This is a genomic window from Deltaproteobacteria bacterium, from assembly GCA_016180855.1.
Taxonomy (GTDB): Bacteria; UBA10199; UBA10199; order JACPAL01; family JACPAL01; genus JACPAL01.
Genome location: JACPAL010000003.1, coordinates 19,192 through 36,105 on the forward strand (window position 1 = coordinate 19,192; position 16,914 = coordinate 36,105).

The following is a 16,914-nucleotide window of genomic DNA, read 5'->3' on the forward strand; positions in this document are numbered from 1 at the left end:
CAATTTGCTTCAAGAATTTCTAGGATTTAAGGGTATGTTGAAAAATGGCTTTTGGGGACTGTTCAAAAATGCCCAGCTGCAAGGCACCCCGAGGAGCCGCGACGCAGGCGTACTTGAGGGTACGTCGAGGAGCCGGAGATCCCGGAGACGTATATCCTTCTGGTAGCTATATTGCTGGGCAACCGACATAACGGTATTAACAAAGAAATAGAGAACCAGCCCGAGTGGAAGAAATAGCATAAAAGCCGTGAACATGAGTGGCATGATCATCATCATCTGTTTCTGAACTGGATCGGTTGTCGTCGATGGTGTCAGTTTCTGCTGGAGAATGGTAACAACCCCCGAGAGGATCGGCAGTATAAAATAAGGGTCGGGGGCTGAAAGGTTACGGTAGAACCAGAAGAATGGGGCATTGTAGAGCTCAATCGAATTGTAGATCACCTTCCAAAGGGCAATATAAATAGGTATTTGGAGAAGCATCGGAAGGCAACCTCCCATCGGATTGACCTTATGGGATTTAAATAGTTGCATCGTCTCCGTATTGAGCCGTTGTCGATCCTCTTTATACTTCTCCTTGAGCTCCTGGAGACGTGGTTGAATCTTTTGCATCTCCTTCATCTGCCTAAATGACTTGACTGAAAGGGGATTCAAAAGAATTTTTATAAAAATCGTCAGAAGGATAATCGCAAAGCCCCAGTTGTGTATCAGCTTTTGAAAAAAGATCAGTAGCCAGAAGAGTGGGACAGCAAGGAATGAAAAGTAGCCGTAATCAATCGATTTCTCGAGTCCGACGCCTATTTTTTGTAAATGCCCACGATCTTTCGGCCCCGCATAGATCGTAAATTTCTCTTCATGTCTCCCACCAATGGAGAGCCCAAACTTTCCAGGAGAGAGAATAAGAGAGGTTTCTCCCTCACCGCTCATCATCTTCAGAGAGGTCTCTGACGTAACACGGCGATTTACCAGCGCCATAACGAAGTAACGATCCTTGATCTCCGCCCAGGTAACCGATCCGGCTATCGATGATGTCTCACCTTTTTTATAGTTTGCCCTCTTTGTCTGATTACCTATTTGATAAAGAAAATCCCTGAGATCTGCAGGCCCCTTTAATGACTGGAGAAATCCTTTTGGTGGCTCTTTTTTTTGAGCTGCTTTCCATACAAGCCCGATCGCTCCTGTCAATCCTGTAGTGGACCTGTTTTCTAGAGAAATCTCCAGCTCAAACGGGTAGTTATCAGAGGACGGAAAAATAAATTTCTTCCTGACCAGAAGATCGTTGTTTTGCCCTTCATAGATGATCTCTTGATCGGTTTTAGAAATAACCTGGTAGGAAGATTCTTGCGGCAAGGCAAAATTGCACTGATCACAAACGAGGGTCAACACCTGGTCCTGTTCCGACAAAATCAGATTGATAGGACGCGATTCTTTATGAATTCCTTCATGATAATCATGGAGGATGATTTTGTGTAGCTGCCCACCATGAGAAGTGAGCTCCCAGGTAACCTTTCCATTCCGGAATGTCGTCTTCTCTTCCGGTAGCAAATGGGGGGTGCCCTGAGTCGCCGCTTGCTCAAGAACTGCCGGTGGTTCGCTCGTAGAGACGATCGGTGGAGGAGGCTGCGAGACCTGTCCCGAAGGAGGTAGCCGGCTCCCATAAAAATGATACCAGGCTATAAAAATGACGAATGAAATTCCCGCCGCCAGTAATGCTCTTTGTTCCTGATTCATAAATGATCCGCGGCTTCTCTCTCACAAGAGGAGTAGGGATGACAACTTGCAATTCTCTTCAATAAAAAAAACAGCCCCCTCGGGAATGAGTGATTTTTGAGAGACCAGATACCGAAATCAGAACAGCTCACTTTAAAACGGCAGGAGCCCCCTAAAAATGGGGAGAGGGAAAATTGATAAAGACGGATGAGGAATAGAGCTGTTCGGCGGAGTAAAATATCGCATAAAAACAACGTCTTGCTCAATTTAACCTCCTGCTCAAAAAACTAAAATCGGGCTTACGCAGCCGGACGCCCTCACGATCTCTTGCCAACTAATTTGAGGCTAAAATTCAAAAATGATTTCCGAATTTTTCTCCCCAACTCGTGAAGAGAACAAAAGATCTTAAAGAACACTGAGTCGCGCTCTTTTTTTCTGGCGGCGCCTTCGCAAGACGTTTCGTCCGTTGGGGCTCCTCATTCTTTTTCTGAAACCGTGCGTCCGCGAACGCTTGATTTTACTTGGTTGGAAGGTGCGTTTCATTTTTGTTCCTTTGTTTTGTTGGCTTGGCGCCGTTTTTTTTCAAAACAAGAATTAAGAATCAATTTTGATTTGCGTCAAGCAAAAATTTATTTCTTTTTTTTCAACGACTTTCATTTTTTTCAAAAAAAAATATTAATTTTTTTGACATGCTTCTTCGATCTGTTATGACACAGCACACTTTTGTAGATGTCACCCCTTAGAGTGTCATTTTGGATCATTCGGGGATCACTCTTGGGGCTGGACTTAAAATGGAGTGGGTTAGCTGTTGGAGAAGGTCTCTAACTGCTTGAAATTTTGTCTTTTTTTCAACCATTAGCCCTTGTTGATATGGTTGTGGGTAGTTTGTACCTATGGGGAATTCTCGCGTCTTTTCTCTCGATCAAATCAAGGAAAATCTCAAAGAGGTTTCCTTATCCCCTTCCGTTGCAGGTCAGGTTGAAGTCCTCGCTTATAATGATGAAGAGGGCCTGACACTCTCTGTAAAGAACAAATTCGTCCGCGACTGGGTTAGGGAGTACCATCTTGAGTCTATTTCGGCCCAGCTGTTTGCCTTGACGGGAAAAAAGGTTCCTATCCGTTTGGTCCTGACACAGGAAACAGGGGAGTCGCCTCAACCTAACGTAGTAGAAGTCCAACCCGTTGTGGTGGAGGATCGATCTTCGTTTTACGGACTGAACCCGAAATATACCTTTGAGAACTTTGTGGTCGGTTCTTCCAATCAGTTTGCCCATGCGGCAGCTCAAGCTGTTTCACGACAACCGGTGAAGAGTTACAACCCGTTGTTTCTCTACGGGGGGGTCGGACTGGGTAAAACACACCTCCTCAATGCCATAGGCCATGCCCTGCTCAAGAATGATCCCCAAACCAAGATCCTCTACCTATCCGGAGAAAAATTCGTCAACGAGCTGATTCAGTCCCTCCGCTTTGAAAAAATGGGGGATTTCAGAAAAAAGTACCGGGAAACCTGCGACGTTTTGCTCGTCGATGACGTTCAGTTCATCGGTGGGAAGGAAAAAAGCCAGGAAGAGTTTTTTCATACATTTAATCAGATCCACGAGTCGGCCAGGCAGATTGTTTTAACCTCAGACCGTGTTCCCAGGGAGATCCCGGGCATTGAAGACAGACTTCGCTCCCGTTTTGAATGGGGTTTAATTGCGGATATCCGACTTCCGGATCTGGAAACCCGCGTCGCTATTCTGAAAAAAAAGGCGGACCAGGATAAGATCGATTTGGGTGATGACGTCGCACTCTTTCTGGCGACCCATATCACCTCCAATGTGCGTGAGCTGGAAGGTGCCCTCATTCGGGTTAACGCCTTCGCTTCCTTGGCAAACGTTCCAATTACGATACCGTTCGCTAAGGAGGTTCTCAAGAATGTGATCGGAAAGATTGGCCATGTCGTTACCGTCCTCCAGGTCCAAAAAGCAGTATCGGAGTTTTTTGGGATTCGGATGAACGACTTAACCGGAAAAAGACGTATCCGTGGCTTTGCCAATCCACGCCAGATTGCGATGTATCTCTGCCGAAAACACGTGAAGGCCTCCTTCCCTGAGATCGGATCCCAGTTTGGTGGAAAAGATCATTCCACCGTCGTCCATGCCGTCGCCAAGATCGAGAAGAAATTGCAGGATGACGAACAATTGAGAGATCAGCTTAAGGCCCTCGAACAACAGCTAACCCTCTAACAACCCTGCTGAAATCACTGTGAATAAATCAACTGTTCACTGTTGGTTTCTCTCTACTGCCTGTTATCCCCCACTTTTACCGGCATCTGAGTCGGCCTTACCCCAAGAGATTTCCTTGTTTCTTTGTCCCTATTTCACAATCACTTGACTCATTTTTCCACAGATTCTATGGGGCACTAGGACGACTACTATTTATGTTAATTACATAATCTTACTAATAGAGAGGGAGGAAGTATGGAGATCAAAATAGAGAAAGAGAAACTGTTAAACCTTTTACGATGGACACAAGGGATTGTAGAAAAGAGAAGCCCCATGGTCATCCTTTCCAATCTCCTCCTTGAGGCCCAGGATAAAAACTTGAGGGTCACGGCAACCGACTTGGAAGTGGTTGTTACCACTGAAGGGGAGATTGATAGCAAGGGGAGTGGACGTTGGGTCGTTAGTGCAAGACATTTCTTTGAAATTGTGAGTGAGGCACCGACAACGGAAATAAAACTTGTTAGTAGTCAGGGAAAAGGTCTGGAGATCCGCTCGGGCAAGGCCCACTTCAAGGTGGTTGGTATGAATCCCGATGAATTTCCTCAAATTCCCCCTCCAACCTCGAAGGGAGAGGTCAAGATAGATCCAGACGACTTGAAAGATATGATTGAAAACACCTTTTATTCTGTCTCTACGGACGAGACGCGATATACCCTTAATGCCCTTTATTTTACGGGAATCAATGGAACGGATGGCAAGAATCTCCTCCGACTTGTGGCGACAGATGGACACCGCCTTTCCTATTCGGAAAAGGAGGTTGATAAGAAGTGGAAATTGGAGAAAGGGATCCTTCTTCCTCGGAAAGGGGTTCAAGAACTTAAAAAACTTCTTTCGGAAGGAGAGGGGGATGTTTTTGTGACCTCCGACGAGAAAATCATCTCCTTTCGACGAGGGGGGGTTAGGCTCTCCATTCGTCTGACCGAGGGGGAGTATCCCCAGTATGAACAGGTTATACCGAAGGAGACAGACAAGGTTATTTCTGTGGAAAGGGACCCGTTTGCTGGTTCCCTTCGAAGGGCCTCTATTCTGACGGCTCATGAAGGGAGGGGGGTTCGTCTCGAGATCAGCTCAGGTATCCTCGAAGTAAGCAGTGCCCACGCCGATCTGGGAGAGGCCAAAGAGGAGTTGGCGATTGATTATCGGGGCCCCAAGTTCGATGTGGCGTTCAATCCAAAATATCTTTTAGATATTCTTTCGGTTCTTCAGGATGAAAAGGTTGTCCTGGAGCTCAAAGATGATGTTTCTCCCTGCGTCATCCGGTCTGAATTTGACCGTGGCTTTTTGGCGCTTGTTATGCCAATGAGAATCTAGGGTTAATCAAACTTATGGGTAAAGAAAGTCCTGCCAGAAAGGTGAAGGAGTCTGCCAAGTACGATGCCTCCCACATCAAGGTCCTCGAGGGGCTTGATGCGGTCCGAAAGCGTCCTGCAATGTACATCGGTTCCACCGGGGCACCAGGGCTTCATCACCTTGTGTATGAGGTTGTGGACAACTCTGTGGATGAGGCGCTTGCCGGTGAATGTACCCAGATTGATGTCACAATTCATATTGATAACAGCGTGACGGTTGTGGACAACGGAAGAGGGATCCCTGTGGATATCCATTCAACGGAAAAGGTTTCTGCTGCCGAGGTGGTGTTGACCAAGCTTCACGCGGGAGGAAAATTTGACCATGATAGTTATAAGGTTTCCGGAGGACTCCATGGGGTTGGTGTCTCTGTCGTGAATGCCCTCTCGGAAAAGTTAGATCTGGAAATCTTTCGCGACGGGAAGGTTTATCACCAGTGGTATAAGAGGGGGAGTCCCCAGTGCAAACTCGAGGTAACCGGCAAGACCGATCGCCGCGGAACAAAGGTCACTTTCAAGCCGGATAAGGATATTTTCGAAATGACCGAATTCAGTTTTGACACCCTCTCGCAGAGGCTACGTGAGCTTTCCTTCTTGAACAAGGGACTCAAGATTACCGTTGTGGAGGAGAAGACCCAGAAGAGGCATGAGTTTCAGTATGAGGGGGGTATCAAGAGCTTTGTTGAATATCTGAATCAGAGAAAGACCCCACTTCATGACGTTATTTATTTTGAGGCGGAAAAGGACAGAATCATCCTCGAAGTGGCAATGCAATACAATAGCAGTTATGCCGAGAGCATTTTTTCATTTGCCAATAATATCAATACGATTGAGGGAGGAACCCACCTGATCGGTTTTAAGTCGGCGATTACGAGGGCGATCAACCAGTTTGCCTCGGAAAGGAATCTTCTCAAGGATCTCAAAGAAAATCCGCAAGGAGAGGATGTGCGCGAGGGCCTTACCGCGGTCGTCTCGGTAAAGATTCCCGATCCACAATTTGAGGGACAGACCAAGGCCAAGCTCGGAAATTCAGAGGTGGAAGGGCTTGTGAAGCAGATCGCCTACGAGAGGCTTTCAGAATATTTTGAGAAGAATGCTGGTGTGGTACGAAAGATCATTGCCAAGGTTATCGATGCGGCGAGGGCTCGTGAGGCAGCCCGACAGGCGCGGAACCTGGTTCGTCGGAAGGGGGCCCTGGACCTCGGTTCTCTTCCAGGAAAACTAGCCGATTGTCAGGAGAGGGATCCAACAGTCTCGGAGCTTTATATCGTTGAGGGAGATTCAGCGGGTGGATCAGCCAAGCAGGGTCGTGATCGACGAAATCAGGCGATCCTTCCCCTCAAAGGAAAAATTCTTAACGTGGAAAAGGCCCGCTTCGACAAGATGCTCTCCTCCGAGGAGATCAGGACGATGATCACCGCCTTGGGGATAGGGATTGCAACGGATGAAGGCGAGGTGCAGGATTTAACGAAGCTTCGCTATCATAATATCATTCTCATGTGCGATGCAGACGTTGACGGTTCTCATATTAGAACCCTCCTGCTGACCTTTTTCTATCGGCAGATGCCGCAAATAGTGGAGAGAGGCCATCTCTACATTGCCCAGCCCCCTCTTTACCGTGTGAAGAAGGGGAAATCTGAAAAATACTTGAGAGACGATGTGGCCCTTGAGGATTACCTGATCGATTTAGGCATGGAGGGGATCCAGCTCAAGGCAAAGGGGGCCGGGCTTTCCGGCAAGGAGCTTGCTAACCTGACTAAAAAGCTGATTCGCTACAGAAAACTGTTGAGCCTCATTGAGCAAAAGCAGGACCCACGAATTGTAGATGCCTTTGTCGAAGTGGCTGACCTTTCCAAGGTCTCTTTCAAAGAGGGGAAGAAGCTCGATCAAGAGCTTGACAAGGTGGCGAACTATCTCAAGAAATCCTATCCCGACTTTAAGGACTTTGAACTAGAGGTATCGAGTGATGCCGAACATGGGACCGCCCGTTTAGTTTACAAGACACTCTATAAAAACTCTCCACGTCAGACTATTATTGATGTCTCCTTCCTCGGCTCTCCGGAGTTTGCCGAGCTTCAAAGGTCGGCCGAGGAGTTTGCCAAATACGGTGAGGGGCCGTTTAACGTGGTCCATGAAGAGGGCACTTCAGTCTTTGAGACGTTGGATGGCGTGAAGGATTTTATCCTCCAGAACGGCCGGAAGGGCCAGGATGTGCAACGCTACAAAGGATTGGGAGAGATGAATCCGACCCAGCTCTGGGAGACCACGATGAACCCCGAGACGCGTACCCTGCTTCAGGTTCGTGTGGATGACGCCGTCGAGGCCGACCAAATTTTCACCGTCCTTATGGGGGATGAGGTTGAGCCCCGTCGTCAATTCATTGAAGAGAATGCCTTGGCCGTCAAGAATCTCGATATTTGAACCACCCCAGTTATCCCCCCAATTGACTTCTGCTTAGCGGTAAGCTAAATTGACCGCATGTCGATTCATCATATAGCAAAGGTATTGGGGAGGCGAGGGGGACGGGAGAGAGCCCGACGCCTTTCGTCCAAGAGAACAAAAGAAATCGCTTCATTTGGAGGGCGGGTCCGGGCCGAATCCCTGAAGATCGCCAAGCGGATTGAGGAAAATTTTCGTTATGTTCAAGTGATACGGCAATTGACAGAATCGCCCCCAGCTCAATCCTTAAAAACAGCCCAGGGCAAGCTCCCCGAGATTCATGGCTGACCCATCTTCCTATATTGAACAGACAGGACAAATCATTTCCGAGCTGGAAAAGTTTGGTTTGGCCCCAGTCCTCATTGGTGGTATGGCCCTTGTTATCCTGGGCTCACGGCGTGTCACACGAGATTTCGATTTTCTGGTTTCCAAAGAGGCACGCGATCAAGAGGGGATCATCAAGGTCTTTTATAAAAATGGCTTCGAACTGGCCTCGAAGATTGATCAACAAGGAGAGATTGTTTCGACCATCGACAATGAGCGAGTTGCCTCTATCCGCCTGAAGCTGGATGTTCCTTCAAGCGCCCATTTTTTGAATCGACAAACAGGGTTACGCATTGACCTTCTTTTTGATTTTCCGTTTCCAGCCGATGAAATCGCCTTGCGTGCCAGAAAGAAAAAAATACATTCATATTGCTTTCGCGTTGCCTCCCGAAAAGATCTTCTTCGCCTGAAAGAAGTAGCACGAAGGAAGAGAAATCTCGCGGCAGATGTTCAAGACGTGGAGTTCTTGAAGAAACTTCGATGAGGCGGATCACAAAATTGGGTGAGGGGCTTGGTGGCGTTGTTTCTCTTGTCGAGGCAAAGGGTCAACGCGTTGCCCTCAAACAACTAAATATTGATCAGGGAAAACTGACCCCGGAAGAAGTTTTAGAGAACTTCAAACGGGAGTTTACGACACTCAAAAGACTTAATCATCCACACATTGTCCGTATCATCGATTTCGGGAGGGACGATGAAGGCAGATATTTTTTTACGAGCGAGTACATTGAGGGGAAAAACATCTTTGAGGCAACAAGGGAGTGGTCACCTGAAGAGGTGAATTTACTCTTTATACAGGTCTTAAGGGCCCTCGGTTATTTACATCGGGAACGAATCTATCATTTCGACATTAAACCTCAAAATATACTCGTTACGGTATCGACTTCCGGCGAGAAAATAGCCAAATTGATCGATTTTGGACTTGTTGCGTTTCGTAAGGAGGGGATTCTTGCTGGAACACCCGCCTATATGGCCCCAGAAAACCTTCTTGGGGGAGGCTCTGATGGTCGCGCCGATCTCTATTCGTTGGGCATTACCTGGTACGAGTGCCTCGCCGGCCAGAATCCGTTTCGAACAGCCAATTTAATGGAGACTCTTGAAAGGCAGCGCCACTGGACACCACTACCTATTTCGCAGCAATATTCGGATATTCCTTCCTACCTCGACCCCATTTTTGAAAAAATATTAAGAAAGAATCCGTCGGAGCGCTACCATACAGCCCATCAAGTGATTCGCGATCTGAACTGGCTGGGGCAGAAAAACTATCCGTTAGAGACAGAGGCAACGGCCCTTGCTTATATTCCGGGAGAAGGTCGGTTGATCGGTCGAGAAATAGAATGGAAAAATCTGCTGCATTTCTATGGTCAGATTTTCCAATCTCATACGATTCCTCAAGGAGGTCTCTTTATCACAGGAGAGATTGGAACAGGGAAGTCACGTCTTTTAAGCGAACTCAAGTATCACGCCCAACTTCAAGGTGTACAGGTCCTACCCCTAACGGAGGTCAAGAGAGAGGATATTCGGGGAGATACCTTGCTTCTAGCAGACAACGCGGACAATGAAACAGTTAATTTAGCAAGAAAATGGCTGAGCCAATTTTATCCCTATTCAATTATGATCTGTCTCGCAGGCCCTATCGATTTACAGGTTGATTCTTTACATAAAATTTCATTGGACAACTTTGACAAGAAAGAAGTCGGAGAATTCGTTTCTTCCGTTCTGGGCATTGAGAATCCGCCCGATTTGATCGTGGCTCCCTTTAACTCAAGAAGTGGAGGAAATCCCCTCTATCTGACAGGCCTTTTACAGGCGCTGATCCACGCCCAACAAATATTCGACGAACATGGGCAATGGAATGCAGAACTGATTGAGGGACTTCCTCTTGCGGAGGAAAAATGGGATCTCCCTTTGAAACTAAAAAATTATCATAAAGAGACGTTTTCTCGCTTATCCCTTCCTGCGAAGAAGCTTTTGATCGGCATAGCCGTTTCAAAAACTCCACTGACCAGAACTCTTGTTGACAAGCTAGGTTTTAAGATTAGCTCCCGGGATTGGGAATCTCTCTTGGCTGCACAGTTGGTTTTATGGAAACCAAAAGAAGAAACGCTGGAATTCAAAAATGTCAGTTTAAAAGACTGGGTTTCAGGGCATGTCGATTCCTCTTTGTTGGCCTCGGTTCATCAGGCCTTGGGTGAGTTGTTTTCTCAACTTCAAGATACCAAAGAGGTGGCATGGTATCATCTTGGCTTGGGCAAAGGAAGGTCTTCGGAACGTTTTCAACTTATTTTACAATATGCAGAATATGTGGTGTCTCGAGACGACTGGGTAGAGGCGCTCCATGTCTTTCGGACAGCTCGGCTTTTTTCTTCAGAAATTCAAGATCGAATCAAGGCCTCTCTTGGTGAGGTGCAGGCCCTGTTTTTTACCAACAACCACAAACAGGCGCTTGATCTCCTAAAGGAGACCCACAAACTTCTCAAAGAAAATCCTTCGGCCCATTGGGAATGGGTCGAAGAATGCCTTCGTGAAATGACGATGATTTATATCAAAATGAGGGAATTTGACTCTGCCAAAGAGGTTCTGGAGGGAGCGATGTCTCTTATGGAGAGTCAAATCCGAGAACAGGTGGATCCAAGGATCCTCTTTTTGCGTAATCTGCAGGCCAGTATCAAAATGAGGGAAGGATTTATTGATGAAGCGGCGAGGGTTTTCGATGAGAATTATAAAAAGTGGAAATCCCTTTCAAATGATCAGCAACGGAAGGTTTTGAATAACGAACTGGGGCTTACTTGGCTGGCACAAAACAAGGTAGAAGAGGCGATTCAGGTTTTTGAAGAAGAGATAAGTTATTATAAAAAAATAGGTAATATCAGAAAGCAGGCGTATGCATTTTATGGGCTTGCACAATGCTACGTTACTCTCGAACAATGGGAAGTGGCAAGAAAATATTACGAGACATGCCTCAATTTAAGCTTGAAAAGTAGTGCCAAGGAATATCTATTTTATGCCCACAACGGCCTGGGAAAGATAGCTCATCTTCAGAATGATTGGGAGACCTCTAAAAATCATTATCAGCATGCCTTAGAGTTGGCACAACACCTGGGAGATGAGGAGAGTAGTCTCGCTATTGCCCTCAATCTGGCGATGATTTATCGGAACCAGGGGGATCGATCCAATGCCTCCCTTTTTCTTCGCCATCTCATCAGTATCTTGGAGCAACTGAGCAATCGTTCGTTAACCTTGACACAGTATTTATGCCAAGCTTACCTTGAATCGGGCAGACTGAATTTTGAAAAAGGTGATCGGGGTGGAGCGTGCATCGCCTACCGTGAGGCGATCCGGTTGATAGATCATTGCAGCAGGTTGGAGTCCCTTCGTGCAGACGCCTTGTTGGGTTACGAACAAGCCTCTGCCACTGTAGAAGAAAAGGTGGAATCGAAGGTTGTCTCAAGCAAAAACGATTTAAAAACATCAAAGATCACCGAAAAAGATGTGAAGACCTTAATGGAGACACAGCTCCTAAAGAAATGAAGACGAGGCATCTGCTTTACGTTTTATTATTTGGGCCCTTGCTGACGGGTTGTCTTGGTGGGGAAGCAGCCCCTGTGGATCTGCCAAATCCTTTTACGCCGGGAGCCCCTCCCGTTGGAAATTGTACAGAGACGGTTACGGAAAAATCTGGGGTAAGATCCTTGATTCAAGGATACGATACAAATCCTTTGCCTGATAAGGCGGTTGATGCCTTGAAAGCGGCGTGTAATGTTTCAACAAGTGACTTAGGGTCCTTTATGGAAGGGTTTCTTTGTCAGATCGAGGCCGATATCTCCTTGGCGTCCGATGCAGAGGTGCAGGGTGATGTTGATAATCTGGAGCACGTTGACCTCTCCGACCTTACCGGCTCTTGTACAGAGATCAATCTGCTTTGAACGTACCTTGGGTAGGGTACACTTCTTTTTTCATAACAGGATCATTCAGGCCTTTTTCATTTAACTTCCTTTAGTTTTGGAGCTATAATGACCCCCTTAAGGAGGTTTTATGCGAAAGATTCTCGTTTTTGTAGTGAGTATCATTGGTATTGGATTAACTACCTCATTTCCCACAGAGAGTTTGGGGGATCGAGGCTCTGGGTATAACCCGTTTGGTGGTCTCTCACAAACTGTTCGACGTGCTATTGACCAATGTGAAGACGATTTCAAGGCCCAGCAGGAGATCTGGTTTATTCTGGAGCAGGCCCAATTGGGCGCCTGTTCCCTTGAAGGGCGCCAAAGGAAGGCTTATCTCTACGTCGATGAGGAAGCATCGATGTCCGAACTCGCCTCGGGTGCCATGTCTTATGTCGATGATGTTATCCGAGAAATTCTTTGTCGGTGTCGTGGCTTGTGGGAGCCTACGCTAGATGCAACGGTCCATGTTCCCCGAAACTTTCGTTATCAGAGCTGTCCCAGACCTAGCCTGCCGGGATAATCGACGAAAGATCAGGTGTGGGACAACGTGTCTACAGGAGACATTATGAGCAACCAATCCAGAAATCATCGCAAGACAAAAAGGGCAATCTTTCTGATCGGGCTTTTTTTGTTAGCCCTCTCAACGCCTCATCTCGTTGAGGCCAAGAGCAAGTGGAAAAAAGGACTTCTCATTGGCACCTTGACGGGGGCCGTGGTGGGAACGGGTGGAGGGCTTTTATTTGCCAATATCGTCTGCGAACAGCCTTCTCCCTGTGAATACGCAGGATGGGCATTGGGAGGGCTTGCCGGTGGAGCCGCCGTCGGTGCTGGTCTCGGTCTCTTTATTGGATTATTGATTGAAGAGGACCCAAAAACAGCCCATCTGGATGAAATCCCAACCCTTGAGCTGAGGCCCGGCATGACACTCGCCCAGCGCTGGCAATACCAGGGGAGAACTCCCTAAACTATGAGGATGATCAAGATAGCCTTACTCCTGATCTCGTTTGTTGGGCTTCTTGGTTTTTCAAGTCACGCCGGTCCGATCAAGCTCCCCGATAAACAGAAGGTAGAATCGTTGAAGAAGTCGGAGAAGAAGTGGGTTAAACCGAAAAAAAATGAATTTCATTTCGTCAATTTTTTTTCCGAAGTTCCCCTTTGGGAAAAGGAATGGGCAAAGATCAGGGAAGATGTTTTGAACCGTTTTTACACCGATTGCATGGTCAAATTCGCCGATGACCCCGCCTGCAAATCAGACCCGATCAAACAGGATGTTGTCCTGAAATACGGGCGCGCCATCAACAGGGGGAATTATGAAGAGGCCATGAGGCAATATGCGGCTTGGGTGAGTTACGAGCCCCTCATCAGTTTAAATACGGCCCGTGTTTATGATTTAGCCCTCTCCGCCTTGGCCAAGGCGGTCATCACCAAGGGGAACGTCGACGAATCCAAGGAGGGGCTCAAGGCTGTCTTAAATCTGGGGATCGCCACGTGTGATGTCTTGCTTCCAACTCAAAAAGGCTGCCTTTTTCAACGAATGGTCAAGAACAATTGGTCTTTCTTTGTGGCCGCCGTGCGCGATTATCCCAATAAAGATATCGGTCTGGCCTGCGTCGATTTTGAACAAAACGAGGTGCGCCGCTACAAAAGCGGTTGTCGCGAGAAGCCGGGAGAAAAGGGAAAGAAGGTTTGTGTCTCGGCCATGGCCGGATATTTAAATACCTACAAAAACCCAGAACTTCAGGGCCCCGTCTGGGGTTGTTCTTCCTGTGAAATGGTCGAAAACGATTTCTTCTGCGGAAAGGGTCTCCCCCCTTGTCTTGAAGCGGCGGCAGGTCCCGAGGGAACGGCCGGAATGATGCGACAGGGATCTTCCATAAGTGGGGAGAACAAAACCACTCCCTTTCAAGGCTTGACGGGTCAGGGACCCAATATCTCGCAGGGTATTGAAGGTATTGTCGGCAATGCCGAAAATCCGATGACCCAGTGCAATCCCTCAAAGAGTCTTGGATCCGGCATGAAAGGGGGTGGGGGATTTTCCATCCCCGCCGCCTGCTTCGCCCTCAAAAGAGGAGATGTGAGGTCGGATAAAGTGCTTCAATGTGGGTATGCCTTTGCCTCTACCAAGAAATGGATCAGACTCCCCAAAACAGGCAGTCCGTGGAAAGTAACCCGGGATCCGGGATGCCAGTATTCCCAATCGGCTCGAATATCCACCGCTGATGCGATAAAGGCTAAATGCGCTCAACTAACGAGATTATGCAGTATAACCGAAGAATTGACGGACCAGGAAAGAACGCAACTCAGCACGATTACCCACAATGCCGTTGATCTTATCAGGGATAATTTAGATCTCTTCAATAAAGCCTGTTCCGCAGCACAGACCAACGCTTGTGCGGGAACCGACTGGGGATTATTGGCTGAGGCCATTGGAGAAACGCTGATCTCCGACCCCCTTGCTGTTCAGATGAGTACAATTGAGACGGGAAAATTTGCTTTTGCTCCGGCTGTGGACCCTCAAGGTATGGGCGAATTGACGAATGCTGCGATTGTAGTTACACCGTATATGTTTCAATCAAGGGATCAGTTGAAGGCACAGGGTATTGGTAACTCTCCTAGCGGATCTTTGGCGCATGAAATTGGGCACATCATGTTAGCACAGATGGGTGTGCCAACAACCCTTATGGAGGGAAGCAAGTCGATTCACCACATATCATTGGATGAACTGTCGTGCAGGGCCCCGGATGACGAATCAGCGGGATGCCAGAATGCCGAGTCTTCCAAAGCAAAGGACACCAAAAAGGAAGACCCATGTCAAGACACGAGCGAGTACGGCCCGGATACACGAGAGTGTTGTGAAAAAAAGGGGGACTGCCAACCGGATGACAAAAAGGATGGGACAAAAAAAGATTGTGACCCGGACAGCACCGACTGCGGTTGTTCTGCTTTAAACACGGCCCAACAGCAGCTTCTTGATTGCACCAGCGAAGAAGAAGTGCATCCACGCGACCCCATCGGTCCGGTTTTCCGACCTCATGAGGAAGGAGGTGGTGATCCGCTTCTTCCCGATTACTCTTCTTGTGCGAGGGAACTTGTGGGTGAGGAGAGATCAGTACCCAATCTCTACAGATTTTCATTCGGACCCGGTGTGATCGATTGCATTGATGATCCAACAGACCCCTGCAAATGTTACGGTTGCGGAGCTGGCGGCTCCACTCTTACCCCGGCCACTCTTTGTGGAAATGTCACCTGTCTGGAGGGAAGCTCCTGCAATCCTGCCACCGGCCGCTGCGAATCGGGTGACGGAGGGGGGGGAGGCCCAAGAACTCCCGGCGAAGGTCCAATGAGGCGACCCCTCAATTAGGTGACAGTCATATTATTGTATTGTATAATTCCTAGGGAAAAGAGGATTCGAGATCGGGATGAAGCAAAGAGTGATCAGCTATTGTAGTCTTTTGTGTCTTATGATCATTTTCGTCTCATTTCATTCTGCTGCTAAATCAACACAAGGAGTTGCCCTTAAACAAATTAAGAACAAGAGTAGCCTCTGTTATCCTTTAGGATCTACGTTTAAGCCAGATCCCCATCCCCTTCCAGCTGTCACACCCACATCCGGAAGGATCTGGTATGTCAACGGGGCGAGTGGTGATGATGAAAATGGAGACGGAAGTGAGGCCCATCCCTGGAAGACGATCAGGAGGGCATCGGATGATCAAGAGCATGTGTTAGAGGGTGATACCGTTAGCATTTCCCCTGGAGTTTACAGAGAAATTATTACTTTTAATGGAGGTGAGTCCGGTTGTAGTGGGCAGCGGAACGTTCGTAATCATGTTACTTACAAATCCTCAATACCTGGTGAGTACATCATTATTGATGGGAGTGAATTCCCTAGGGGGACAAACGGTTTGTCGGTCCAATGTGGTATAGAAGGGATTGTTTTCGAATATTTCGAAGTACGAAATTGGTTGGGAATTTCCCCAGATTCTAAGCATCCAGGAGGACAAGGGGGTAAGGGGATTGATGTTTATCAAGCCCGGGATACTATCTTTCGCAATCTGAAACTTCACGATACCAGCCATGGCTTTAAAGAAACAGGTGGTTTCAACACCATTGTCGATACCTGTGAGGTTCATAACAACGGTATACCGGCCAGTAATCAAGGTCATGGCTTCTACATCCAGGGAGATGGCACAATTATTACAAACTGCCGAATTTATCAAAATGGTGGAGTGACTTTGGGAACTAATGATAATCCAGGGATGGGAATTCAAATCCAGTCAGGAACCTACGAAGAAGAAGACAGGTCGAAGAATATGGTCATTTACAATAATCAAATTTATGAAAATGGAAATGGCGTTTCCATAGATGAGCGGAGTGAGAATATTGTTTTTCGTAATAATATTGTCTATCGTAATATGGGTCGGGGATTGAGAGTAGACTCTCGAGCCTCTGAAGTCAAAATACACAACAACACCTTTATTGATAACAGAGTTTCTGTCTATTTCTTACGCCTATCAGATCTCTCAGGAATCAGTCTAAAAAACAATATTTTGTATGGGCGAATTGGAATTTTTCTTGATCTTGGCAAACCCATCGACGGCGATATTGGAACGTTTGATTACAATTATTATTGGTCTGATGAGGGGCTCGAGTTCGTTTATCCTGGGATCGGTGCACCCAGAGACTATATTGATTTTAAGCGATGGAAGATCATGACGGGTCAGGACAGGAATAGTTCAATAGCCAACCCCCTCCTCGATAAGCAATTTATGCCAGGTGACAAATCTCCGGTTATTGATCATGGTACCTATGTTGGCCTCCCCTGTAGCGGCTTAGCACCTGATGTTGGCGCATTCGAGTTTGGTCTATGACCTTGTCTCACCCTCACATTCC

Annotated in this window: 14 protein-coding genes; 11 read left to right on the top strand and 3 right to left on the bottom strand. The window is 47.3% G+C overall.

All coding sequences use genetic code 11. From position 1 onward, the window contains the following. Positions 1-9 precede the first annotated feature (9 nt). From yidC to rpmH, 3 genes are all read right to left on the bottom strand, one after another. A complete protein-coding gene (gene yidC, locus HYT77_01640; protein ID MBI2066702.1) occupies positions 10-1,728 on the bottom strand; it encodes a membrane protein insertase YidC in 1,719 nt (572 codons plus the stop codon). Next, a complete protein-coding gene (gene yidD / locus HYT77_01645; GenBank protein MBI2066703.1) occupies positions 1,725-1,961 on the bottom strand; it encodes a membrane protein insertion efficiency factor YidD in 237 nt (78 codons plus the stop codon). The genes yidC and yidD overlap by 4 nt, the downstream gene beginning before the upstream one ends. A gap of 151 nt (positions 1,962-2,112) precedes the next feature. Beyond that, complete coding sequence (gene rpmH, locus HYT77_01650) at positions 2,113-2,250, bottom strand: 50S ribosomal protein L34 (protein MBI2066704.1); 138 nt, start codon at positions 2,248-2,250, stop codon at positions 2,113-2,115. A 350-nt stretch (positions 2,251-2,600) separates the two neighbouring features. Between rpmH and dnaA the strand changes: the two genes are divergently transcribed. From dnaA to HYT77_01705, 11 genes are all read left to right on the top strand, one after another. Then, positions 2,601-3,935 (top strand): chromosomal replication initiator protein DnaA, encoded by a 1,335-nt coding sequence (gene dnaA, locus HYT77_01655; GenBank protein ID MBI2066705.1) that lies wholly within the window; start codon positions 2,601-2,603, stop codon positions 3,933-3,935. A gap of 234 nt (positions 3,936-4,169) precedes the next feature. Next, the gene (dnaN, locus tag HYT77_01660; protein MBI2066706.1) at positions 4,170-5,285 is read left to right on the top strand and encodes a DNA polymerase III subunit beta; all 1,116 of its coding nucleotides are present in this window, start codon (positions 4,170-4,172) and stop codon (positions 5,283-5,285) included. Positions 5,286-5,299: 14 nt separating this feature from the next. Next, positions 5,300-7,741 carry a DNA topoisomerase (ATP-hydrolyzing) subunit B gene (gyrB, locus tag HYT77_01665; GenBank protein MBI2066707.1) on the top strand — a complete coding sequence of 814 codons (2,442 nt, stop codon included), beginning with the start codon at positions 5,300-5,302 and terminating at the stop codon, positions 7,739-7,741. A 57-nt stretch (positions 7,742-7,798) separates the two neighbouring features. Continuing rightward, the gene (locus tag HYT77_01670; protein ID MBI2066708.1) at positions 7,799-8,047 is read left to right on the top strand and encodes a hypothetical protein; all 249 of its coding nucleotides are present in this window, start codon (positions 7,799-7,801) and stop codon (positions 8,045-8,047) included. Next, on the top strand, positions 8,040-8,567 hold the full coding sequence (locus HYT77_01675; GenBank protein MBI2066709.1) for a nucleotidyl transferase AbiEii/AbiGii toxin family protein: 528 nt from the start codon (positions 8,040-8,042) through the stop codon (positions 8,565-8,567). The genes HYT77_01670 and HYT77_01675 overlap by 8 nt, the downstream gene beginning before the upstream one ends. Continuing rightward, complete coding sequence (locus tag HYT77_01680; protein ID MBI2066710.1) at positions 8,564-11,611, top strand: protein kinase; 3,048 nt, start codon at positions 8,564-8,566, stop codon at positions 11,609-11,611. Before HYT77_01675 ends, HYT77_01680 begins: the two co-directional genes overlap by 4 nt. Before the next feature lie 257 nt (positions 11,612-11,868). Next, on the top strand, positions 11,869-12,006 hold the full coding sequence (locus HYT77_01685) for a hypothetical protein (protein MBI2066711.1): 138 nt from the start codon (positions 11,869-11,871) through the stop codon (positions 12,004-12,006). A 109-nt stretch (positions 12,007-12,115) separates the two neighbouring features. Next, entirely contained in the window at positions 12,116-12,544 is a 429-nt protein-coding gene (locus HYT77_01690) for a hypothetical protein (GenBank protein ID MBI2066712.1), read from the top strand. A gap of 45 nt (positions 12,545-12,589) precedes the next feature. Further along, positions 12,590-12,988, top strand: a complete 399-nt coding sequence (locus HYT77_01695; protein ID MBI2066713.1) for a hypothetical protein — start codon at positions 12,590-12,592, stop codon at positions 12,986-12,988. Between the two features lie 3 nt (positions 12,989-12,991). Next, positions 12,992-15,385, top strand: a complete 2,394-nt coding sequence (locus HYT77_01700; GenBank protein ID MBI2066714.1) for a hypothetical protein — start codon at positions 12,992-12,994, stop codon at positions 15,383-15,385. Positions 15,386-15,485: 100 nt separating this feature from the next. Then, entirely contained in the window at positions 15,486-16,892 is a 1,407-nt protein-coding gene (locus HYT77_01705; GenBank protein ID MBI2066715.1) for a right-handed parallel beta-helix repeat-containing protein, read from the top strand. Positions 16,893-16,914 lie beyond the last annotated feature (22 nt).

Excerpts from the sequence above, each read along its gene's own strand:
- dnaA (MBI2066705.1), top strand. The coding sequence starts at position 2,601 with ATGGGGAATTCTCGCGTCTTTTCTCTCGATCAAATCAAGGAAAATCTC.
- dnaN (MBI2066706.1), top strand. The coding sequence starts at position 4,170 with ATGGAGATCAAAATAGAGAAAGAGAAACTGTTAAACCTTTTACGATGG.
- gyrB (MBI2066707.1), top strand. The coding sequence starts at position 5,300 with ATGGGTAAAGAAAGTCCTGCCAGAAAGGTGAAGGAGTCTGCCAAGTAC.
- HYT77_01670 (MBI2066708.1), top strand. The coding sequence starts at position 7,799 with ATGTCGATTCATCATATAGCAAAGGTATTGGGGAGGCGAGGGGGACGG.
- HYT77_01675 (MBI2066709.1), top strand. The coding sequence starts at position 8,040 with ATGGCTGACCCATCTTCCTATATTGAACAGACAGGACAAATCATTTCC.
- yidC (MBI2066702.1), bottom strand. The coding sequence starts at position 1,728 with ATGAATCAGGAACAAAGAGCATTACTGGCGGCGGGAATTTCATTCGTC.
- HYT77_01700 (MBI2066714.1), top strand. The coding sequence starts at position 12,992 with ATGAGGATGATCAAGATAGCCTTACTCCTGATCTCGTTTGTTGGGCTT.
- rpmH (MBI2066704.1), bottom strand. The coding sequence starts at position 2,250 with ATGAAACGCACCTTCCAACCAAGTAAAATCAAGCGTTCGCGGACGCAC.
- HYT77_01680 (MBI2066710.1), top strand. The coding sequence starts at position 8,564 with ATGAGGCGGATCACAAAATTGGGTGAGGGGCTTGGTGGCGTTGTTTCT.
- HYT77_01695 (MBI2066713.1), top strand. The coding sequence starts at position 12,590 with ATGAGCAACCAATCCAGAAATCATCGCAAGACAAAAAGGGCAATCTTT.
- HYT77_01690 (MBI2066712.1), top strand. The coding sequence starts at position 12,116 with ATGCGAAAGATTCTCGTTTTTGTAGTGAGTATCATTGGTATTGGATTA.
- HYT77_01685 (MBI2066711.1), top strand. The coding sequence starts at position 11,869 with ATGGAAGGGTTTCTTTGTCAGATCGAGGCCGATATCTCCTTGGCGTCC.
- HYT77_01705 (MBI2066715.1), top strand. The coding sequence starts at position 15,486 with ATGATCATTTTCGTCTCATTTCATTCTGCTGCTAAATCAACACAAGGA.